Source organism: bacterium, assembly GCA_021372535.1.
Taxonomy (GTDB): domain Bacteria; phylum Latescibacterota; class Latescibacteria; order Latescibacterales; family Latescibacteraceae; genus JAFGMP01.
Genome location: JAJFUH010000159.1, coordinates 1 through 22,019, shown reverse-complemented (window position 1 = coordinate 22,019; position 22,019 = coordinate 1). Strand labels below are relative to the sequence as shown.

Here is a 22,019-nt window from a genome sequence, read left to right as displayed (position 1 = left end):
GAGTTGACTCACTCGAAACACCAGAATTTTCAGGGAAATGGGATGAGGAGTTCGGTGAATGCAGGTTTACATGGGCGGAACCGGGGTAATTGAGGACAGACCCTGCATTGATGAAGATCGAAGGGAACAGTGCTCCGGAAAGGAAACAACAACGGTGTCCTCTGAAGACCGGCTGAACGAGCAGGCACTGATCCTGAGGCTGCGGGAAGGCGATTCCCGGGCAATCGATGAGCTTGTGGAACTGTATAAACGTCCCCTGTTCGCTTTCATCGTGCGTATGATCAACAACTACGAGCTGGCGGAGGATATTTTCCAGGAAACGTGGATAAAGGTGATACGGAGTATTAAACATTTCCGGGGAGAATCGAAGCTTTCGACATGGCTCTTCCAGATTGCGGTGAACCAGTGCAGGGACACCATGCGCAAGGACAAACGGTATGTCATCGTACCCATCGATGAAGTTGAAAATCTGGTGTGTGACCAAACGCTCGATGCCGAGCGGATACTCAAGGCAGAAGAGGTGAAGAAGATGGTGGCCGGTTTGCCGGCGAAGATGAGGGAGGTGATTGTCTTGAAATATTATCACGATCTTAACGATCAGGAAATAGCGGATGCAACGGGATGTCCGGCGGGAACGGTTAAAAGCCGCCTGCACCGGGCTGCGAAAATACTCCAGAAAAAATGGACATTCATGAATCGCAAGTAAGTATAAAAGGAAGGTTTACTATGAATCAAAATATCGAAAAAGAACTCCGGGACCTGCTGCTCCTGTACGAAGTATGCGAACCCAGGCCGGAACTCGTGTTCAAAACGAAACAGCTCATGAAAGAGGAGCTGGCTCTGCTTGCAGTTGCACCGGCACGGCAGGTTGAATGGGTGTTCATGCTTGTCGGCCTGGCATTTGTGATGTGCATGGGACTGTTCTATACCTTTACGGTCAGCACGATTCTCAATTACACGCTGCCGTCCGGCCTGACCGAATACCTGCGGTATACCATGTCGGCATTTGCCGCCGCGGGCGGGCTTCTCATCGCGGGAATGGTCATGGTTTTTTACTTTAAACAGTTCCATGTAGCTCCTCTGAGAAGCGCGGTCGGCAGCAGATAATAATGGCGAACCGGAGGATTCCGACAGGTACTTTTACCCGAAATTCCGGTTTCCGAACGTCGTGCGAATGAAAATAAGGAGATGATATACCATGGAAGAAGAAACTATGAAAAAATGCCCCTACTGCGCGGAAATGATCAGGGCAGAGGCGATCAAGTGCCGCTACTGCGGCAGCGATCTTGTCAAGCGCGGTATCAACCTGGATTTTCTTTCCACTCCCGGTCACTGGGAGAGGATAAACGAAGGTAAAATAATCGCCGGAGTATGCACCGGTATTGCAGAGCAGCTCGATTCGCCCATACTCATCATGCCGCTCAGGCTGTTCTTCATCATCACCACGATTTTTTACGGATTCGGGCTGATTCTCTACGTCATTCTGTGGCTGCTCATGCCGTCCCCCACCGATTTTGCCGGGAGAGGAACGATGCCGGGAAAACCCGTTCAGAAAGAAGCACATCCGGCCGATGAATCTGAAGTGAAGGCGGAAGAAACGGTCACGATCACCGACGAGGAACCGCAAACTGAAGAGCCGCGTGACGACTACACGGAAATCCCGGTCGAGAACGAATCGCCCGACAAGCCGGTGAGCGAACGGCGCATGATGATTTCCCTTGTAATCGCCGGAATTGTCGTCATGGGAGTGTTATTCGCGGCGCGCTTCTATATGCACGGCATCGAGGCGCTCATGGGAGTCACCCTGCCTCCGCTGTTTGTACTCACCGGGTTCGCTGTGGTAGTGATCATGCTGGTGGTGGCAGGTTCGCAGTGCTCTTTCATGAAACGCTGCGGTGTCACTGAAGGTATATGAAGGATAAGATGCATTACTCTTTCTTTGGAGTGAATGTTTTCAGGGAGGATGTGACATGGAACAAGGGGAAATGAAAAAATGCCCGTACTGCGCGGAGATGATTAAAACCGAAGCCATCAAATGCCGTTTCTGCGGCAGTGACTTGAGAGAAAGATCATCGAAGCCCTCCCCGAAAGCCACCGGATACTGGTACCGCGTGAACAAGGGGAAGCGTATCGCGGGTGTATGCACCGGAATCGCCCGTGAATTCAACTCGGAACAGCTTACCCTGCCGCTCAGGCTCTTTTTTATCCTGACCACGGTCTTTTATGGGTTCGGATTTATCGTCTATATCGTATTATGGCTCCTCATGCCCGCGCCGGTCGACGAACCCGAACGGAGAGTCCGTCATAAGGCTCCTGCCCCTCCTGTCCATGATGACAATTATTTCGAGCCTGACCAGTCATCCGGTCATACCCGGGAGAAACCGCAGAATATCGCTCTGAGCGTTATTCTCATGCTCGCCGGTGCCATGCTCCTTTTTGTTGCGCTCTCGAAAGGCCATTTTGCAATTCCCTTTATGGGGCGCTTCGGTTTTCCTCATATCATGCCTTATAACCCGTTTATCTGGACGAGATGGTTTCCCGGATTTACGACAATGTTCATTCTCGGAGGGGTGATACTTCTTCTGATCGGCGGTGTACGGTTCGTCAGGTTTTTTTTAGGGTGCGGTTTTATCGTGGTCGGGTCGATTCTGCTCCTCGTCTTTGTACCCTTTATGCCCAAAATTTTCCTGATTCCGGTTTTCGGGGTTCTGGCCATGGTGCTTATCGTTGTCGGTGGAATAAAGCTGATTTTCAGTCTCCTGGGTTCGGGCAGATGACAGGTATTCCAGCTTTTACGGTTTAAAAACGCCCGGTCTTATCCAATGACTCCGCATATATCAGCGTTTCAGCACGCTGTTTCTCACAACTTCCGTCTCATATTCCTCCCCGGAATAGAACTCCGGAATATTGTCTCCCCGTAAGTCAGGATATGTCTTCTTCCCGTCCGAGCATCGTTTATTTCCTGTCCATGTGATTCATGAGATATTATATTGAATGTGCACCGGTTGCTGACGTGGTCGGCCTGTGTACTTCCGGTTATCCTTTCAGCGCCCGGGTACGCCCGTTGATCCGGTGTTCCGGGAATGCCGTGAAACATGGTAAAAGGAGTTGTCAGCCATGAGATGCACGCCATCGAAAACATTCCCCGAGGTTGTTATCATCGAACCCGATGTGTATAAGGATTCGCGGGGATATTTTCTCGAAACCTACAGGCTGGACAGGTACAGTGATTCGGGCGTCCCTGTTCAATTTGTCCAGGATAATCTTTCCGTTTCGCGCAGGGGGACTCTCCGCGGTCTCCATTACCAGCTTGCGCGGCCGCAGGGAAAGCTTATCTATACGGTCGAGGGGGAGATTTTCGATGTCATGGCCGATATCAGGAAAGGCTCGCCCATGTTCGGGAAATGGCAGGGAATCGTGCTCTCCGCCGACAATCACCGTCAGCTCTATATCCCCGAAGGATTCGCCCACGGGTTCTGCGTGACGAGCGAGCGGGCGTGCATCATGTACAAGTGCACCGACTTCTACGATCCCTCATCTGAGCGGGGCATCATCTGGAACGATCCATCCCTTGCCGTTGCATGGCCTGTCGAACACCCCGTTCTTTCCCCAAAGGACAGCCGTTATCCGACCCTCGGTGAGCTGCCCGAAGACGATCTGCCGGTATACAGCCCTCCGGTCGAAAACCCATGATGGAGGGCGGAATGAAAATCGTCGTGACAGGAAGCAAAGGTATGCTTGCCGGCGATCTTATTCCGCGCCTTGAGCGGTCCGGTTTTCCGGTTGCCGGATTCGACATGCCCGGCCACGATATCACCCGCCCTGAAGAATTACGCCGTGATCTCGAAGCCGAACACCCCGATATGGTGATCAACTGCGCTGCCTATACCGCCGTTGACAGGGCGGAAACCGAGCAGGAAGCGGCGTTCAGGGTAAACCGCGACGGTGCCGCTTCCTGCGCCGATGCATGCAGCCGTCTCGGCATCCCGCTCATACATATATCCACCGATTTCGTGTTCGACGGCTCCCTTGACCGGCCGTACCGTGAGAACGATGCCACCGGACCGCTCAGTATTTACGGAAGAAGCAAGTGCGAAGGCGAGGAGGCAGTCCGGGCAGGGCTGACCGAACATATCATCGTCCGCTCCGCATGGCTGTTCGGCGTGCACGGCGGCAACTTCGTGAAAACCATCCTCAGGAACGCCCGTGAAGGGAAGGAACTGCGTGTTGTCGATGACCAGACCGGCTGCCCCACATGGGCCGGGGACCTCGCGTATGCACTGACCGGCATAGCCCTGTTTGTCCGCACACGGCCCGGCGAGAGCCCCTGGGGAACCTACCATTTCTGCGGCGCGGGACAGACCACCTGGTGCGGTTTCGCCCGGGCGGTCATTGAAGAGGCGGGACGGTACGAGCAGCTTGCGGTATGTTCGGTGCAGCCGATTACATCCGATATGTACCCGGCTCCGGCGCGGCGCCCTTCCTGGTCGGTTCTCGATACCGGAAAAATCAGCGGCGTTTTCGGCATTGAACCGCTGGAGTGGAGGGAAGGCCTGAAAGCCATGCTCGGCGAGCTCTATTGCTGCTGAAAACATCTTCTGCTCAGCCGAATTTTTATCCTGCAATCACAAGCCGACAGCGTTTCCGTATCAGCTCATGGGTTTGCTGTCGATGACGATTTCGCCGCTTCCCTTGCGGAGATCGATATCGCCTTCCCACTTCGTCACCGTTGTCGTGTCAACTGTCAGATCGAGACGGAGCGTGATAACGGTCTCGGGAACGCCGGTCACCTCGATGAAAAAGTCATAGGTGCACATGCATTTGCAGCGCCCTGTGCCATCGAGCGGTTGGTCGTCCTCCCGTATGAGAACGACGCCGTCCAGCAGCTCCGCGGTTACCGCATGTTCGCCGCAGCAGTTCAGATTGACCCGTCTGTCCAGCAGGCTCAGCATACCGGTGGATTCGTCATAGAGCCACAGGAGCTTTTCCGCATCGAGATAGGTCTGCGGGTCGCTCGCGAACGGGATATCCCCGGCAGACCGTTTTGTCATGTTATCGAAGCCGCCGCAGTCGCTCACCTGTGAACCCGCTGTCTCGATTTCGCCGATCTGACTGACCGGGGAATCGGAATCGCATGATGAAAACAGGAGCGTACCGAGCACAATCACCAGAACAAGACATGATGTCGGTCGTACAACCATGTAAATCCCCTCGTATGAATTACAGTTATGGTATCGTTTCCGGTGTTCGCCATTTCATATTCATGATGTGCAGCCCTCTCCATAAAATCGGGCGAATCCGGAAAAAGTCAAGGAATGAACGGAAAGAGTACCGCTGTTTTGCAGTGCAATGAACATGCCAAAAAAATACCGATTGATAATATAGTCTTATTATGTTTATAAACAGTATGTTACGAGTGTTAAGCATGTGTTTTTAATGCTCCAGGCCGATGGCATATCCTTCGATATTGTCGAATCTCATCCTTTTCTGCGCTGCAATATGCTGATTTTATTGCGATTACAGGTTTATCCCTGAAAGGGGAGCATTCGACGTTCTTGTCGAACGGGTGATCGCTGTATGTATTTTTGTATGTTGTATTTTTACCGGATACGATATACATTGACCTGAGTTATGATATAGATTCGTTATTGTTACGAGCTTACGCAGGCAGGCTATTCATATAATTGTTCCACCCGCCCCGCGGGTAAAGGAGTTTACGATGGCCGGGCTTTTCGGACGGATAAAAGTTCTCACGGACGGTGAGATGGAGATGGTGCACGATGCTTCCCTCCGGATACTCGAACAAGTCGGAATGAAAATCTACCATGACGAGGCCCGTGATATCCTCCGGCGATTCGGCTGCAGTGTCGATGATGAGGGCTCCCGGGTGTTTTTCCCCAGGGACATCGTCGAGCAGTCCGTCCGGAAGCTGCGGAGCGATTATCTCCGCCCCGACCGCAGGGGACTCAAACAGGCGGTGCGCTATTCCGAGGTCAGCTACTATCGGCGGGACGAAGAGCTCCACCACGATTTCACCACGAGCGCCGGGGGATTCTGCACGCTCATTTACGGCCTCGATGGAAAACGACGGGCTCCGACCATGGACGATGTCCACGACAGTTTCAAACTCGTGAACGCCCTCGACGACATAACGTATTCCGGTCTCCCTTGCATAGACAGCGGAACGCCGCCGGAGCTCCGGCCGGTCAGGATGGCCGCAGAGCTCGTCAAGTACACATCCAAGCTCGGCGGGATCGAGGCATTCACCGTGGACGATGTCCGCTGGATCGAAGAGATCGCGATCGTTGTCCGCGGAAGCCGTGAGCGGCTCATCGGTGAACCCTGCCTTGTCGGGTATGGCGAGTGCAGGAGTCCTCTCGCGCTCGATACGAACATGACGGCGATCTTTATAGAATATATCCGGTGCGGGCTGCCGCAGTCGATCGACACCATGCCGTGCGCGGGAACGACAGCCCCGGCGACCGGTGCGGGCACGCTGGCTCTGGGATTCGCCGAGACGCTGGCCGGGCTTGTGCTCGGGTATGCGGTCGATGAGAACGCCGTCCTCAGCCTCGATTTCACCGGCGGCTACTGCGACATGAAAAGCCTTCTGTTCCCCTATGCCGGACCCGACCGTATGGCGCTGCTCGGCGCACGAATACAGCTTCTCAGGGACTTTTACGGCATCACGAGCGGTGTGCACGGCGGCAAGACCAACGCGAACGAGCCGGGATTCCAGTCGGGCATGGAAAAGATGGCGTCCACGATGTTCCCGCTGCTCTGCGGGGCATCCGGCATCGGCACCGTGGGGCAGCTTGAATACGGTATGACGTTCAGCCCGGTGCAGCTTGTGCTCGATGCCGAGCTTGCGCGCTCGGTGAGGCGCATGATGGCGGGCTTCGAGGTCAGTGAAGACACGCTGGCGCTCGATGTCATAGAACATATCGGCCCCGAAGGGAATTTCATCGGCGATCCGCACACCCTCGACCACTTCCGTAAGGAATTCTGGCTCAGCGACCTGACCGAGTGTATGAACTGGGAGACTTACAGCCATCGGCAAGTCAGGGGAATGGAACGTCTGGCGGCGGAACAGGCGCGTGAGATCATGGCAGGGCTGCTCGAACCGGTGCTCGATGATCATCGAATAAGAGAAATCGACCGTATCGTCGCCCGCGCGGAAAAGAGCATGAAGAACACATAGATCGCGAAGAAAAAATGGAACGCTGTTTTTCGCTGATCAGGCGGATTGACACGGATGTAAGATTTTTTTTGTTACCTAATAATAATCGGGATTCTCTGCGAAGCCATCGATTCATAAACACCGGTGGCCGCTGAATAGAAAAGGGAGGGAATAGATGCCTGCCCTTTGTTTAATCCCGTCATAACTCTGTTTAGTTTCGTAATGTCGGCACCAGAGTTTCATGCACCCGCGAGATAATTCCCACAGTAAATATGTATGTTAATCTCTGTCCCTGCGGCTTTGTTTATCCGCTTTGTCACTATGCCACTCAGGTACTTTTTTCTCTCACTCCGCATCTTTCGCGCAGCGGAAGCCCACCAGGGGTGCCATATAGTGCGATTTGACGACATCGCGGTAGGTCGTTTTCAGCATGGCTGCATGACCGGTCCATGCCCCGCCCCGGCAGACCGGATTCCGGCATGGTTTCTGAATATCCGGGCGTTTCTTTCCCCAGGGATATTCATCCCATATCAGATCGATCATTTCGTTGACATTCCCGGCCATGTCGTACACACCCTCGGGTGTCCGTCCTTTGGGGTACGACCCCACCGGCAGGGTATGTCCGATACGGAAGTCGTAATTCGCACGGCTGTCGTCAGGCGGCTCGTTACCCCAGGGATAGGCGCGTCCTTCGCTGCCTCGGGCTGCAATCTCCCATTCGAATTCAGTCGGCAGCCGTTTCCCCGTCCACGCGGCGTAAGCCCTGGCTCCTTCGATCTTGACGAGACAGACAGGGTACAGCTCCTTGCCCGTGACTGCTTCGTAGCGGCCATCGCTCTTTTTCACGATTCCGCACCAGTCTGGATCGGCCATGTCCTCCCAGTAGAATTCGTCGTGGCCGCCGTCGTTGAGGAACGCCGTGTACTCGCCGATAGTCGTTTCGTACCGGTCGATATAGAAGTCCCTGACCGTGACCTCGCCTTTTGGTGATGCGCCGCTGGGGTCCTCGTCATCGGGCCCGATGACATAGGTCCCGCCCTTGATTTTGACCATGTCGCCGGGTTTTACACGGGCAGAAGGCCTGGGCGGCTCGATAAAGGGAAAAGCGTTTTCGAGAGTTTCGTCGCGGTCCTGAATGACTGTCCGTGAGGACATGATGATCCGCCCGAAACACTCGGTGATGTGGGCGCGGTAGGTCAGCATGGGTGACCAGAGCCAGTCCACACCCCTGACCGGCGTCCAGTCGTCGAGTGGCCAGTCCTCTTTGATGTTGAACTGCACACGGCTGAAATTGACCCGGATCGCACTCCCGTTTGTGTTGAGTCGCTCTCCGGCGAGGCTCGTTTCCTGGAGTGTCGACCAGGGGATAGAGCATTCGTAGGTCCAGCCCACATCCCGGTCGAACGGGTAGTTGACGGTGCCGTCGGTCCTGACCGCGAGGCGCATTCCCCTGACATCCCAGGGCTCGCTCCCGGGTATCCACCACCAGCTTTTCGGCAGGGCGCCCTTGTCGAGTTCCTTGGCATAGGTCATGTCCCAGATTGTCCCCAGCGCATTGAATTCGATCTCGATATAGTTGCGGCCATCGCTGTCAGCATCGATAAATATCTCGAAATCGCTTTCGTGGCAGACAATCGTGTCTTTTTTCGTAATGTGGGCATAGATGTTCGGTTCTTCAAGGAAGCCGCTAAAATAAATGTTGTCATCGTCCCAGACAACCTTTGAGCGCGTACTGAGGCTCGGGTTGCGGTAGCCCCTGAACACAATGTGGACATGGTTTTCGGTCCAGTCGGCGTTCAACCAGGAGGGTTCGTCAAGCTTGCCGTCCACCATAATTTCACCGATGGTTCGGTAGGTGACATACTGTCGCGGCTTGAACGGCTGCGGGGAATAGGGGCCGGTTGATGACGGGTAGGTGAATCCCGGTTCCCTTTCCCACCGGTCGTTGGTCACCGACACCTGGCCGGTGGCCTCCTGAAAACTGACAAATATCGTGAAGACCATTACTATACCACACATGAACGGTTTGGTCATACAGTCACTCCTCGCTGATAAAATTTCGTTCGTACGATAGTATTGCTCCGAAATCTGTCGGCCACCCATGATTGCGGCCTGCTGCCGGAAAGCACCTGAAAAGCTTGTTTCCTTAAGGAAAGTATACCATTGACCGATATATAGCAAGCAGTATATGTCATTGCTCCGGTGTCTGAGAAATAACACCGGATAGCGCCAGTACGATTGTATCCGTTAGTTGTATATTGCCGAATGTCCCTCGTTTCAGGATTGTATACGTCATGGTAAGATGGAAGAGGATGCACAACGCAATAATATAAAGATGCCATCAGGGAATGTCTGGAAGTACGTTCAGAACAGGGAATGCCGCTCACCGTTGCCACTCATCAGGTTGAGGTTACAATCTGATGTCTCCTGTACATGTTCTCCATCCCCGCAACGAAAAATGAATTACCCCGCAACGGGCTGCATATAAGTATCTTCACCGGTTTTATCGATAAAAAACAAATTCATGAAAAAATTTATTGATTCTCTGTAAAAGGGCTTTGACAGTTACCGTATGACTATATATTCTGTATTCATATCGTTTTCGGACATCAATTCCATAATGCGGGGTCTCGAAAGGAGCTCTCCTTGGATAAAAAGCGCACAGGAATTTTCAGTAAGATCGGCCTGATGCTCCTCGCTGTCGGGCCGGGACTGTTCATGATGGGCTATAACATCGGTACAGGCAGCATTACCAACATGGCTTCAGCAGGGAGCCGTTATGGTATGAGTATGTTCTGGGTGCTCGTACTGTCCTGTGTTTTTACATATGTCATGCTTGTCGCGTACGGGCAGTTCACGCTCGTGAGCGGCGATACCTCCCTCATGGGATACCGGAAATATCTGCCGTTCGGGAAATGGATCGCGATTTATTCGATTTTTACCCTTTCGCTCGGCGAGTTTCTCGGTATTGCCGGAGTCATGGGGGTGCTGACCGATCTTATCAGGGAGTGGACAAAGATTCTGTTCGGCGGCGAAGGTTTGAACATGATAATCTCAGCCGTTGTTATCCTTTCCGGCTGTTATTATCTCCTGTGGACAGGGAAATATTCGAAATTCGAAAAATTCCTCATTACGCTGGTCATTTTGATGGGACTGAGTTTTCTGCTCAGCATGATCATGGTCATACCCAAACCGGGAGAGCTCATCAGAGGTCTCGTTCCGAGCATTCCCGATGAACCGAACGCGTTTCTCATCATCGCGGGGATGACCGGAACGACATGCGGGGCAATCGTGTTTGTCATGCGGAGTATCGTTGTCGCCGAAAAGGGCTGGACGATCAAGGAGCTCCACCATGAAAAAATCGACGCTCTCGTGAGCGCGGGTATGATGCTCTTCGTTTCCGCCGCAATCATGGCATGCGCCGCGGGAACCCTGTACCGCATGGGAATTCCGGTCGAGCGCGCCGTCGATATGGTCAGGATTCTCGAACCTGTGGCGGGACGGTTTGCGATCAGTATTTTCGTGGTCGGTATCATCGGCGCGGCGGTGAGCACCGTATTCCCCATCGCTCTCATCCTGCCATGGCTCATCTGCGATTACCGCGGCACAGAGCGCAACATACAGAGCACCATGTTCCGCATCCTCGGCGCTGTCGCCTTTCTGGCGGGGCTCACGGTGCCGGTGTTCGGCGGGAGGCCCGTGTTTGTCATGATAGCCGCGAGCGCCTTTCAGGCAACGATCATGCCGGTGACCACCATCGCGATCATGGTGATGATCAATAACAAAAAAATCATGGGCGAGCACACCGCCGGGCTCTGGCTCAACATCGGGATGTCCGCGACCCTTGTCTACGCATTTATTACCACATATATGGGAATTGTGGCCCTCATCGATATATTTGCGCCGCTGTTCCGGTGATTCGGACAACTGAGCGGCAGTATCAGAAAACAGCACCAGTAAAGGATTGTTGAATGAAACGGAACACGCTTTTTTTCATGGTTTTTCTTGCAGCGCTCCACACACACTATTGCATGGGAGAAGATGCTGTAATCACCGGTTCGGAGAAAGCACAGAAGGAACAGGCTGAACGGTACACCCGCACGGCGACAACCGTTTTCGCTCCCCTTTACGGGCCGCTGGCGGAACACATCGTTTCGAGATTCAATCTCGCCGACTTTTCCGGGACCGGCGTCGACATCGGCGGAGGCCCCGGCAACCTTGCGGTCGAGCTCGCAAAACGAACCGGGCACATGTACTGGATCAATGCCGATATCAATCCGTTCTTTTTCCCTTTTACGCGGACGATTGCCGATGATGCCGGCGTCGGGTACCGTATCGGGACGCTCCTCGCCGATGCCCACAGCATTCCTCTCAGGGATGCATCGGTCGATATCGTCGTCTCGCGGGGGTCCTTCCACCTCTGGAAAGACAAGCCCCGGGCGTTTTCCGAAATCTGCCGTGTGCTCAAGCCCGGCGGCAGGGCGTTCATCGGCAGGGGATTTTCCGGGAACCTGCCCGTGGAAGCTGCCCGCGCCATCCGCGACCGTCAGCGCAACCAGGGCTCCGAACCGGAATACGATCTCACGGAAACAGCGAACGAGCTCGAAACGATCATGAAAACACTCGGGATACGGGAATACAGGATCGTCATGCCCAGACCGCCGGACAGCGAGGGTGTCAGGTACGGCATCTGGCTCGAATTCACCAAGGAGGGTCGGGGAACGAAGGCCACGGACACTGCGGTCGCTGAAACACCGCCGTCGCGTAAAGACAGGGAATCCGTCTACGTTCTCGAACCCATCGAGGTGACGGGAACCGGTGTCCGTGATCTTATCCATGATCCGCTCATCGAATCGCCGGGCCTTCAGTCCGCCGTGAGCGTCGTTGACCGCGAAGACATCGAAAAACAGGGAGCCAGCACCGTCATCGAGGCTATGGAATATGTTCCGGGAGCATGGGTCGAAACACGGGGCCGGAAAGTAAAGGACTTCTTCTCCGTCCGCGGCCAGACGTACCCCTATCCCGACTATGCAGTGGACGGCGCGCTGTACCGTGAGTTCCACGAGCTGCCGTCGTTTTTCACGTCTTCGGACATCGAGCGCATCGAAGTCATGCGTTCGAGCGCCGCCATGCTCACCGGCATCTCCGGCCTGGGAGGCGTTGTCAATATTGTCCCGCGCGATTACACCAAGCCCGAAACATCATGGGAGCTTGCCTATGGAAGCTTCGACTCCTACCGGTTTCACATCTCCCACGGCGGGATATTCAGGAACGGCTCATATGCTCTCGGCCTGGGTGCTCCGCATACCGACGGGCCCGCGGGCAGGCTTGGAAACGAGAACACGGCCAGTTTCTTCGGGAATATCCGGTGGCAGCCCTTTAAAAAGCTTTCCATCCGCACCGCACTGTTCCATATGTATGGGAAACGGGTGCTCGTACAGGCTTTACCGCCGGCGACACAGAAGCTTCAGAACACAAATGAACGGTACGATCCCCTTCAGGGGACATTTGTCCAGGCGAAGGCGCTCTACATCTGGAATCAGAGGACTTCCACCGAATTCCACTCAACCTATTCCAACCGTGACAACACCTACATAAGCCAGACCGACACGACTGTCACGAGCACGCACGAGTGGGATTTCGAGTGGAGCATGAATCTCGTGCAGTCCCTTGCGCTCACCGATCGGAACACTCTGCGGATAGGCGGCTTTTACAACCGGTGGGTGGCGCCCTATGGCAAGCGCTTTTACGCCGGGAGACGGTGCGATCTTTCGACATATTCCCTGGCGGTCGTGGACGAGCACCGGTTCGGCAGGCTCGATGTCGATGCCGGTATCAAGATGCTCAGGACCTACATGGATGAATACGGCGCCTTCAGCATCGAGGGCAGTGCGCAGGGATTCGGCAAGGTTCCCCAGATCAAGGATACATGGGAGAAGCCGATCTATAATGCCAATGCGGGGGCATCGTATGCTCTGACGCCGTCCCTTTCGCTCAGCGCCAATGTCACCGGGGGATATATCAAGCCCCGGCCCGGCACGCTCGACATCGGCCTTGAAGAGCCGGTAAACGAGCGCCGGATCATGGTCGATGCGGGTGTGAAAGCCCGTATCGAAGGAGCGGGTGATGCGACTGTCACGGGATTCTTCGTCAACCAGAAGAACGCCATCGTTCTGAGCGGTAAAACGAAAGAGGTCAACGGCCGCATCATGGAACTCTATGATAACCGTGACCGTAACCACTCCGGCATCGAGATGGAAGCCCGTTCGGTGCGTCTCTGCGATACCGCCCGTATCTTCATGAACGTCACCGTCATGCGGGCGACCGCGAGAATTGACGGCACAATGAAGCGCGACCACGAATTTCCCCGCGTCATCACCGGTGGAGGAATCATGCTTTCACGGGCGGATTACGACTGCAACGTATACCTGAAGTCGCTCTCGTCGTACGAAAACGACCGTTTTGCGGCAAGCTCGCCGGTTCCCCAGCCCCTCGGGGATTTCACCACATTGAACATAACGGCCGGGAGAACATTCGGCACAAAATTCCGCACAAGAGTGTATATTGAGGCGTTTAATCTTACAGATAAACGGTTTTCGACCGTAGTGGGGTACCCCGATTACGGCAGAAGGTTCACGGTCGGAATACGCCAGGTATTGAAGTAATTGTACGAGGAGCAGAAAGAAAATCACATTCCGTGGTATAAAGTGATGGCTATTATTGCTCCCGTGGTTAAATAATGATAATAATTTGGAATAGATGCCGAAACAAGTTCGGCATGACGTCTCCGATGCCACTGTTTATTCACCGGAACAATATCATCCGAAATCAATAATGATATGTTGTGTAATATATTGATTATTGATGAATTGTTATCGTGCCGCAGGTAAACGTATGAAACGTTTTGTTATGTCATGCTCAGCCGGGACTGTTTCCGTGCTCGCGTTCTTTCTGATTCTGCTTGCCCCGTCGCTTCTCCATGCGTCGGGAGAATATGCGATGTTCGAGCATATAACCGTTGAGGACGGCCTTTCGCAGAGTATGGTGACCAGCATTATCCAGGACAGAAAGGGATTCATGTGGTTCGGGACCATGGACGGGCTTAACAAATATGACGGGTATACCTTTACCATATTCAGGCACGACAAAGATAATCCCCGCTCCCTGTCGAATAATTTCATTCTCTGGCTCTATGAGGACAGATCGGGCATTATATGGATCGGAACGTATGGCGGCGGTCTCAACAGGTACGATCCCTCGACCGAAATGTTTTACCAGTGTGCCGTGTGCCCCGGAGATTCGAGCGGGATTGAAATTCTCAATGCAATGCCCATATTTCAGGACAGCGATGGAACGATATGGGCAGGAACAGATAAAGGTCTCATTCAATGTAACGGGTCCGGGGAAATACTCACCCTGTTTTCTCATGATCCCGAAAATCCGAACAGTATAAGTGAAAATTTCACCCATGCTCTTTATGAGGATTCATCGGGAATCCTCTGGATCGGAACCAACGGCGGCGGTCTGGACAGATTCGATGCGCACAATAAAACTTTCAGACATTATGTCCACGATCCACGGGATTCCGGGAGTATTTCGAGTGATTTTGTTTACTCGATTGTCGAAGACCGGTCAGGTGTTCTCTGGGTGGGTAACCAGGGCACAATCAACCGCTACGACCGGGCGCGGGACAAGTTCGAACGATACCCGCTTCCTTCACCGCACGGAACAGATGCCAGCACTTCGGTCATTTTTACACTGTATGAGGATAAATCTCAGGTGCTGTGGATGGCAACGGATGATGGAGTGTATTCGCTGAACCCTGAGCGTACACGCTTCACCCATTACCGTCACGATCCCGGAAATTCCGGTACCCTGGGCAGCGACCTGGTTCAAACGCTCTATGAAGACTGGTCGGAGATTCTCTGGTTCGGAACCAGCAGGGGAATAAACAAGTTCGACCGTGGGAAAAGCCGTTTCCGCCTGTACCGTCACGATTATATAAATCCCAACAGCCTGAGCGACGATTTTGTCCTGACCGTATACGAGGACAGAAACGGATATATATGGATCGGCACCGACCGTGGCGGTCTCAACAGGTACGATCCCCTCACGGAACGTTTTACACGGTACAGGCATAAGCCCGGTGATACGAACAGTATCCCGGCTGACTGGGTTACCGCGGTGTGCGAGGACGGAAACGGCTTTATCTGGGTTGGCACGGGTTATGGGATTGCCAGAATGAATCCCCGGACGGGAGCGATCAGACAGTATCGTCACGACCCCAATAAGCCCGGCAGTCTTGGTAACAACTGGGTGCTGGACATCATTGAGGACAGCCGCGGTATCATCTGGATCGGCACGGGGGGAGGGCTCGACAGATTCGACAGTAAAAGTGGTACGTTCACTCACTTCCGCCATGATCCCGCCGACCCTAACACGTTAAGCCATAACATCGTGAGAACGATACTCGAGGACTGTTCCGGGAACCTGTGGCTCGGCACCAATTCGGGTCTCAACCTTTTCAATCCCGAATCGGGGACATGCAAACGGTACATGTACGATCCGGCGCAGCCGGGAAGTCTGAGCAACAACAGGATCACGACGCTTCATGAGGACAGGTCGGGAACGCTCTGGGTAGGAACTGCGGATGGGCTGAATCGGTTTAACAGAGCCGATGACACCTTTTACGTATATACCACGACAGTCGGATTAATCAACAATGTCATCTCGGGAATGCTTGAGGATAACGCCGGGAACCTGTGGATCAGCACTAACGGAGGGATTTCCTGCTTCGACTGGAAAAACGAATCAATAACAAACTACAGCGACCAGGATGGACTCTTTAATGCCGGGTTTTACCCTGGAGCATGCTGTAAGACAAAAAGCGGAGAGATGTATTTTGGCGGGGTTGATGGACTCAACAGGTTTAATCCCCATGCTCTTGAACACAGCCTCTATGTACCCCCTGTTGTCATTACCTCGATAAAGAAATTCGACCGTAACCTCACCCTTGATAAATCGGTTTCGGAAGTATCAGAAATCAATCTTTCCTATAAAGATACCTTCATATCATTCGAGTTTGCGGCTCTTGATTATTCCTCGCCCCGGAAAAATCAGTATGCCTACATGATGGAAGGATTCGACCAAGACTGGATTTATTCCGGCTCGCGGCGATATGCAAGCTACACCAATCTCAATCCCGGGAAGTACGTGTTCAGGGTTAAGGGATCGAGCCATGACGGCGTCTGGAATGAAACGGGCTCCTCCATCAGAATCAGGATAGTGCCTCCGTTCTGGGAAGCAGAGTGGTTCAGAATTATCGCCGGTTTTTCCCTGGCGGGCACGGTACTGATACTTCATCAGATGAGAGTACGGAATGTGAAAAAACAGCAGAGAGTACTCGAAGAGCAGGTACAGATCAGAACACGCGAGCTGAAGGAGACCACGGATGCCCTTCATCTTGAACAGAAACGGCTCTTTTCGCTGCTCGACGGGCTTCCGGCGGTTGTTATACTCCAGACACCCGATAAATCGATCACGTATGCAAACAAACGTTTTCTCGATGATTTAAGCGAGTGCGAGGACGGCTCGTATTTGAGGCATACTGCTGAAAACACAGAACCATGCCCGGACTGCTCGATTCAGAAAATCCTCGAAGTAAGCGGAACCGAGGCATGTGAATGCATGCTTCCCGATAGACGTGTTTTCCAGATATACATGTATCCGTTTTCCGATATCGACGGGACCCCGGGCGTCCTCAAGCTCGGCATCGATGTAACCGACCGTAAACGGGCCGAAGAAGAACGTCTCAAACAGGAGAAGCTCCGCGGCGTTCTCGAAACGGCCGGCGCCGCAAGCCATGAATTGAATCAGCCGCTTCAGGTTATTTCGGGTTACATCGAGATGATAACCGCCGGAATCATCCAAAAACCCGACACCGGGATTATGCGGGTAATCGGTGAGCAGGTCAAACGGCTCCGCGAAATAACCCTGAAATTGAATAAAATAACACGCTATAAAACAATGGATTATATTACCGGAACACGGATCATCGACATTGACGGGTCTTCCCGGAAAGACGGATAGTTCATGCGGTTGGCCGCTGTGGATAGCACCCGGAATACAGCTCTCAGCAACTTTAATGATTTCCAGGCGTTGAAATAGAGGTGTATTTTTCCCGGAAACATGAGTATTATATCCGTGTTCGTTGTAGAATATGAGTATCCCCGAAACCGGCAGCGGTGTCTCTGGCAGGAAGAGAAGGAAATGGTTTACAAAGCGGTCGGAACGGCAATCGTCAACCTGATTCTGGTATACGTTTTTTTCTTCGTTTCACCGGCAGAGGCCTGTAATGTGCCGGTATTCCGGTATGGGCTCGAACGCTGGCCCTCCGATACCTATACGGTGATGGTATTCCATCGCGGCGCATTGTCCTCGTCCGATAGAGAACTTGTGAACTGGCTCGAACGCACCTCGATGGAAGCGATTCCCTATTCGAATTTCTCCGTTCGGACCGTCGATGTCTATGCCGCGTTGAATGAACCGGAAAAGAGTGTCTGGGAACGTCTCGATAATCCCGAACTGCCCTGCATGGCGATTTTTTATCCGGGCAATCCGCAGATGCTTCTTCCGCTCCGTGTCGAACGTTTTACCGAAGCGAATGCCCGTGTTCTCGTCGATTCTCCGGTGAGGAGAGAGATTGCCCGGAGAATTCTCGACGGCGAATCGGCGGTATGGCTGCTCCTCGAGAGCGGCGACCGTGAAAAGGACAATACCGCCTCGGCTCTGCTCGAAGCGCAGCTCGGCGAAATGGGGCGTACACTCAAACTGCCGGACCCCGCCGATTTCGGCTCCGGTGAATTCGTACCCATCCGCGAGACAGGGCCGAAGCTGCGGATCGCATTTTCGATGATACGGGTCTCACGGAGCGATCCGAAAGAGGCAATGCTCGTTGAAATGCTCATGAAATCAGAGCCCGACCTGACCGACTACACGTCCTATCCCATGGCGTTCCCGGTGTTCGGCAGGGGCAGGGTGCTTTTTGCTCTCGTCGGTAAAGGTATCGACAAGCAGAATATTATGGAATCGTGCATGTTTGTCATCGGCCCGTGCTCGTGCCAGGTCAAGGATCAGAATCCCGGCGTCGATCTTCTCATGCCGGTCGACTGGGAAGGAGGGCTCGAAGGCCGTCTGGTTCAGAATTTGGAGCTTCCGCCGCTTGTCGGCCTTTCCGAGCTTGCCCGTGAGGCAACAAGTGTGAAAAAGGCGGAACGGGGAAACGGTGAAAACTCCGGCGCCGCACCAATTCCGGACAGCACCCGTGCCGACAGCATTTCCGCAGCCTTCGGATCATCGGACGAACACACGGCTGTATCAGGCGGTGAACCGCCGAACGGGGCAGAGGCCGATACAATGCGGGCTTCCCTGCCGCCGGTGTCCGAAGCCTCGCTCGGTGGATCGGCGGGTCATCTGGTCAGGAACCTGTTCATCGTTTTCGGGTTTATCGCCGTCGTAACCGTGCTCCTGAGCGTGACCGTGTTACGGCCTCATAAAAGGAATTTCCCATGACCATCCGCCAGCTTGTATTCCGCGAAATCGGGCACCGTAAGCTCGGATTCATCCTCGGAGTTCTGTCCGTGCTGATAGCGGTCGGGGTGCTCGTGGCAGAGCTGACACTCCTCGATGCGCATGATGTCCAGACCCGGAATATCCTCGCAAAAAAGGAAGCGGAGATGAACGGGGAAATGAAGCGCATGGAGGACGATTACCGTAAGATCACAAAAGACATGGGCTTCAATCTCCTTGTGCTCCCCCGGGGACAGGCGCTCGGCGATTTTTACTCCGATGGCGTTTCTTCCGCCGATATGCCCGAGGAATATGTGAAGCGGCTTGCCGATGCGGATATCATGACCATACGGCACATCCTGCCGAGCATCGAGCAGAAGATACGGTGGCCGGAGCAGGGAAACCGTTCGATCATTCTCGCCGGAACGCGCGGCGAGATGCCTTCTTCGCATCTCGACTCGCAGACACCCATTCTCGATGCGGTACCCCCGGGGTCCATAGTGCTCGGGTATGACCTGTGGAAACCGCAGATGATCAGGCCCGGAGACCGTATCAAACTGCTCGGCAGAGTGTTCACGGTCGGGGCATGCCATCCCGAACGGGGAACGAGGGATGACATAACCGCATGGATCGATCTCGCCGAGGCGCAGGAACTGCTCAACCGTCCCGGCCGGATCACCGGTATACTCGCGCTGAAATGCCTCTGTCCCGGAAACGATCTTGCAACGATACGCCAGGATGTCGCCCGCATTCTCCCCGAAACGCAGATTCTCGAATTCGAAAGCAAGTCGCTTGCGCGGACACGTGCCCGCGACCGGGCAAAGGCAACGGCGGATTCAGCGCTGGCGGCGGAAAGTCTCTACCGGGCGAAACTGCGCGGCGAACGCGAGGAGTTCGCTTCGTGGCTTATCCCGCTCATACTGCTCGGGTGCACTGCATGGATCGGCCTGCTCGCCTTCGGTAACGTGCGCGAGCGGAGGGTCGAGATCGGGATTCTCCGGGCTCTCGGGTTCAGATCGGGCCAGATTCTCTCAATATTTCTCATAAAAGCCTTTTTGATCGGCCTTACCGGCGGGCTGCTCGGATATGCCGCCGGGTATGCGCTCGGAATTGCCACGGGTGATGTCGCTGCCAAAGCCGCTGATATCGAGAGGCTTTTCAATCCCCGGCTGCTCCTGCTCGTTCTGGTGCTGGCGCCGTTTCTTACTGTCGCCGCGAGCTGGGTTCCCGCGCTCCTTGCCGCCCGTCAGGACCCCGCAACGATACTGAGGGAGGAATAGAATCGGCCATGCTCGATATCGACACCGTAACCACCATTTACTACGGCCGCCGGGGGAGTGTTGTCGCCCTCGAAGCCGTCTCGCTCCGTGTCGGGCCGGGTGAGTTCGTCGCAGTCCAGGGTGCGAGCGGATGCGGAAAAACAACCCTCCTGCTCACCGCGGGAGGACTCCTTGTCCCCGACGAGGGAACGGTGGAAATCAACGGCATCGACATGTACCGGCTGCCGTCCGATGAACGGGCGCTGTACCGGGCATCCCAGATAGGCTTTGTCTTTCAGCAGTTTCATCTCGTACCGTACCTGAACGTTCTGGAGAACGTGCTCGTGCCTTCAGTCGCGATGCGTGACAAGGAAGCGGAAAACCGTGCCCACGGGCTGCTCGAACGGCTCAACATGACCGGCCGTCTCCACCATGTGCCTTCGGAGCTCAGCACCGGGGAACGTCAGCGCACCGCCATGGCGCGGGCGCTCCTCAACAAGCCCCGGCTCCTGCTTGCCGATGAGCCCACCGGCAACCTCGACAGCGACAACGCCGAAATCATCCTTTCCGTATTCGAAGAATTCACCCGGACAGGCGGCGCCGTGCTGCTTGTCACCCATGATGAAATAGTGGGCAAAGCCGCCCACAGGACAATAAAGCTCAGGGACGGGAAAGTAATCACCGACAGGAGAAAAAAGTAGATGGATAGAAAATGCCCGATTTTCGCCGTATATACCTTTCGAACGCTCTGTATGGTTCTGTTGGTTCTGTTGTTGATGTCGGGAACGGAGACCGCTGCCTGTTACGACTGGCCCATGTGGCGGTACGACAGCGGGCGGAGCGCCTCTTCCCCCGAGGAACTGCCCGGCGAGCTCAATCTCGAATGGGTGCGCCAGTTCACACCACGGGTCATGGCGTGGGATGATCCGCTCAACCAGGACCTCATGCACTACGACCAGGTATTCGAGCCGGTTGTGGCGGGAAAAATACTGATCATCGGCTTCAACGACAGCGACAAGGTCATGGCGATCGATACGGGCACCGGCGGCGAAAAATGGACGTTCTATACGGACGGCCCGATCCGTTTCCCGCCCGCCGTATGGAAGGATAAGGTGTATTTTACGAGCGATGACGGGTATCTCTACTGTGTAACGGCATCGAAAGGCAGCCTCGTCTGGAAATTCCGCGGCGGTCCCGGCGACCGTAAGATTATCGGCAACAAGCGCCTGATTTCCACATGGCCCGCGCGAGGCGGGGCGGTCATCGAGGACGGCATCGTGTACTTTTCGGCGAGCATCTGGCCGTTCATGGGAACGTTTATCCATGCGCTCGATGCGGACACGGGGAAGGTTGTCTGGATGAACGACGGCGAAGGCGCCCGGTACATGCTCCAGCCCCATAACGCTCCCTCGTTCGCCGGAGTTGCTCCCCAGGGTGCGCTCGTTGTGAATGGCGACAGGCTGCTCGTGCCGGGGGGACGGTCGGTTCCCGCCTGTTTCGACCGCAGCACCGGGAAACTGCTCCATTTCGAGCTCGCGCTCAATAACAAGTCCGGCGGATCGTTTGTCTGCGCCGCCGGGGATGTGTATTTCAACCACTTCCGCGAGCGGATGACCGGCATGTTCGACAGCGGGACGGGTGTAATGATCGTTCCGCCGATCGGGCAGTATCCCGTCATTGACGGCAATGTCTGCATATATTCCGGGAAAACCGTGAGCGCCTACTCGCTCGGATGGATCAAAAACGCTTTAACCGAATGGAAGACAAAAGAGGTGAAAGTGACCGCGATTTCCGGTCTCGGCCTCGAGGAAATGAAAAAGAATTTTCTCTGGGAACTGCCCGCGGACGCCTCCGGCGATCTCATCAAGGCGGGGACGCGCCTCTATGCGGCAGGCGGCCATACGATCACGGCGATTCAACTGTCCTCATCCGGCGGAAAACCGGCCATCGCATGGACGAAGACGGTCGACGGCTCTGTTGAACGGCTTGTCGCGGCAAACGGCAGGCTCTTT

At 54.5% G+C, this 22,019-nt stretch carries 16 protein-coding genes and 1 pseudogene; 15 read left to right on the top strand and 2 right to left on the bottom strand.

Annotated features, from left to right (window positions below):
- Positions 1-58: 58 nt before the first annotated feature.
- The 6 genes from LLG96_14080 to rfbD all read left to right on the top strand — a co-directional run bounded on the left by LLG96_14080 (position 59) and on the right by rfbD (position 4,589).
- Positions 59-706: a sigma-70 family RNA polymerase sigma factor gene (locus tag LLG96_14080; GenBank protein MCE5251339.1), complete on the top strand. Its 648-nt coding sequence runs from the start codon at positions 59-61 to the stop codon at positions 704-706.
- A 20-nt stretch (positions 707-726) separates the two neighbouring features.
- On the top strand, positions 727-1,107 hold the full coding sequence (locus LLG96_14075; protein MCE5251338.1) for a hypothetical protein: 381 nt from the start codon (positions 727-729) through the stop codon (positions 1,105-1,107).
- 91 nt (positions 1,108-1,198) lie between these two features.
- Positions 1,199-1,915: a PspC domain-containing protein gene (locus LLG96_14070; GenBank protein ID MCE5251337.1), complete on the top strand. Its 717-nt coding sequence runs from the start codon at positions 1,199-1,201 to the stop codon at positions 1,913-1,915.
- A 55-nt stretch (positions 1,916-1,970) separates the two neighbouring features.
- Positions 1,971-2,777: a PspC domain-containing protein gene (locus LLG96_14065; protein ID MCE5251336.1), complete on the top strand. Its 807-nt coding sequence runs from the start codon at positions 1,971-1,973 to the stop codon at positions 2,775-2,777.
- A gap of 340 nt (positions 2,778-3,117) precedes the next feature.
- Positions 3,118-3,693: a dTDP-4-dehydrorhamnose 3,5-epimerase gene (rfbC, locus tag LLG96_14060; protein MCE5251335.1), complete on the top strand. Its 576-nt coding sequence runs from the start codon at positions 3,118-3,120 to the stop codon at positions 3,691-3,693.
- An 11-nt stretch (positions 3,694-3,704) separates the two neighbouring features.
- A complete protein-coding gene (gene rfbD, locus LLG96_14055; GenBank protein MCE5251334.1) occupies positions 3,705-4,589 on the top strand; it encodes a dTDP-4-dehydrorhamnose reductase in 885 nt (294 codons plus the stop codon).
- Positions 4,590-4,649: 60 nt separating this feature from the next.
- Here rfbD and LLG96_14050 read toward each other — a convergent pair whose 3' ends face one another.
- The gene (locus LLG96_14050) at positions 4,650-5,201 is read right to left on the bottom strand and encodes a hypothetical protein (GenBank protein MCE5251333.1); all 552 of its coding nucleotides are present in this window, start codon (positions 5,199-5,201) and stop codon (positions 4,650-4,652) included.
- Positions 5,202-5,719: 518 nt separating this feature from the next.
- On the opposite strand from LLG96_14050, the gene LLG96_14045 reads away from it, so the two are divergent.
- On the top strand, positions 5,720-7,201 hold the full coding sequence (locus LLG96_14045) for a trimethylamine methyltransferase family protein (protein MCE5251332.1): 1,482 nt from the start codon (positions 5,720-5,722) through the stop codon (positions 7,199-7,201).
- Positions 7,202-7,525: 324 nt separating this feature from the next.
- Here LLG96_14045 and LLG96_14040 read toward each other — a convergent pair whose 3' ends face one another.
- Positions 7,526-9,214, bottom strand: coding sequence for an SUMF1/EgtB/PvdO family nonheme iron enzyme (locus LLG96_14040; GenBank protein ID MCE5251331.1), 1,689 nt, complete (start codon positions 9,212-9,214; stop codon positions 7,526-7,528).
- 217 nt (positions 9,215-9,431) lie between these two features.
- Here LLG96_14040 and LLG96_14035 point away from each other — a divergent pair.
- From LLG96_14035 to LLG96_14000, 8 genes and pseudogenes are all read left to right on the top strand, one after another.
- Positions 9,432-9,601, top strand: a pseudogene (locus LLG96_14035) (type II toxin-antitoxin system HicB family antitoxin).
- Positions 9,602-9,826: 225 nt separating this feature from the next.
- A complete protein-coding gene (locus LLG96_14030) occupies positions 9,827-11,098 on the top strand; it encodes an Nramp family divalent metal transporter (GenBank protein ID MCE5251330.1) in 1,272 nt (423 codons plus the stop codon).
- A gap of 53 nt (positions 11,099-11,151) precedes the next feature.
- Entirely contained in the window at positions 11,152-13,845 is a 2,694-nt protein-coding gene (locus LLG96_14025) for a methyltransferase domain-containing protein (protein ID MCE5251329.1), read from the top strand.
- Positions 13,846-14,074: 229 nt separating this feature from the next.
- Positions 14,075-17,269 (top strand): histidine kinase, encoded by a 3,195-nt coding sequence (locus LLG96_14020; GenBank protein ID MCE5251328.1) that lies wholly within the window; start codon positions 14,075-14,077, stop codon positions 17,267-17,269.
- 99 nt (positions 17,270-17,368) lie between these two features.
- Entirely contained in the window at positions 17,369-18,751 is a 1,383-nt protein-coding gene (locus tag LLG96_14015) for a hypothetical protein (protein ID MCE5251327.1), read from the top strand.
- Positions 18,748-20,028 (top strand): FtsX-like permease family protein, encoded by a 1,281-nt coding sequence (locus LLG96_14010; GenBank protein ID MCE5251326.1) that lies wholly within the window; start codon positions 18,748-18,750, stop codon positions 20,026-20,028. Before LLG96_14015 ends, LLG96_14010 begins: the two co-directional genes overlap by 4 nt.
- An 8-nt stretch (positions 20,029-20,036) precedes the next feature.
- Positions 20,037-20,708 carry an ABC transporter ATP-binding protein gene (locus LLG96_14005; protein ID MCE5251325.1) on the top strand — a complete coding sequence of 224 codons (672 nt, stop codon included), beginning with the start codon at positions 20,037-20,039 and terminating at the stop codon, positions 20,706-20,708.
- Positions 20,709-22,019 (top strand): PQQ-like beta-propeller repeat protein (locus LLG96_14000; protein ID MCE5251324.1); only part of this gene is annotated, 1,311 nt, incomplete at its 3' end.

What these genes read in the sequence shown, in the direction of transcription:
- LLG96_14015 (MCE5251327.1), top strand. Translation starts at nt 17,369, where the DNA reads ATGAGTATTATATCCGTGTTCGTTGTAGAATATGAGTATCCCCGAAAC.
- rfbC (MCE5251335.1), top strand. Translation starts at nt 3,118, where the DNA reads ATGAGATGCACGCCATCGAAAACATTCCCCGAGGTTGTTATCATCGAA.
- LLG96_14070 (MCE5251337.1), top strand. Translation starts at nt 1,199, where the DNA reads ATGGAAGAAGAAACTATGAAAAAATGCCCCTACTGCGCGGAAATGATC.
- LLG96_14065 (MCE5251336.1), top strand. Translation starts at nt 1,971, where the DNA reads ATGGAACAAGGGGAAATGAAAAAATGCCCGTACTGCGCGGAGATGATT.
- LLG96_14050 (MCE5251333.1), bottom strand. Translation starts at nt 5,201, where the DNA reads ATGGTTGTACGACCGACATCATGTCTTGTTCTGGTGATTGTGCTCGGT.
- LLG96_14020 (MCE5251328.1), top strand. Translation starts at nt 14,075, where the DNA reads ATGAAACGTTTTGTTATGTCATGCTCAGCCGGGACTGTTTCCGTGCTC.
- LLG96_14045 (MCE5251332.1), top strand. Translation starts at nt 5,720, where the DNA reads ATGGCCGGGCTTTTCGGACGGATAAAAGTTCTCACGGACGGTGAGATG.
- LLG96_14010 (MCE5251326.1), top strand. Translation starts at nt 18,748, where the DNA reads ATGACCATCCGCCAGCTTGTATTCCGCGAAATCGGGCACCGTAAGCTC.
- LLG96_14025 (MCE5251329.1), top strand. Translation starts at nt 11,152, where the DNA reads ATGAAACGGAACACGCTTTTTTTCATGGTTTTTCTTGCAGCGCTCCAC.
- LLG96_14005 (MCE5251325.1), top strand. Translation starts at nt 20,037, where the DNA reads ATGCTCGATATCGACACCGTAACCACCATTTACTACGGCCGCCGGGGG.
- LLG96_14075 (MCE5251338.1), top strand. Translation starts at nt 727, where the DNA reads ATGAATCAAAATATCGAAAAAGAACTCCGGGACCTGCTGCTCCTGTAC.
- LLG96_14080 (MCE5251339.1), top strand. Translation starts at nt 59, where the DNA reads ATGCAGGTTTACATGGGCGGAACCGGGGTAATTGAGGACAGACCCTGC.
- rfbD (MCE5251334.1), top strand. Translation starts at nt 3,705, where the DNA reads ATGAAAATCGTCGTGACAGGAAGCAAAGGTATGCTTGCCGGCGATCTT.
- LLG96_14040 (MCE5251331.1), bottom strand. Translation starts at nt 9,214, where the DNA reads ATGACCAAACCGTTCATGTGTGGTATAGTAATGGTCTTCACGATATTT.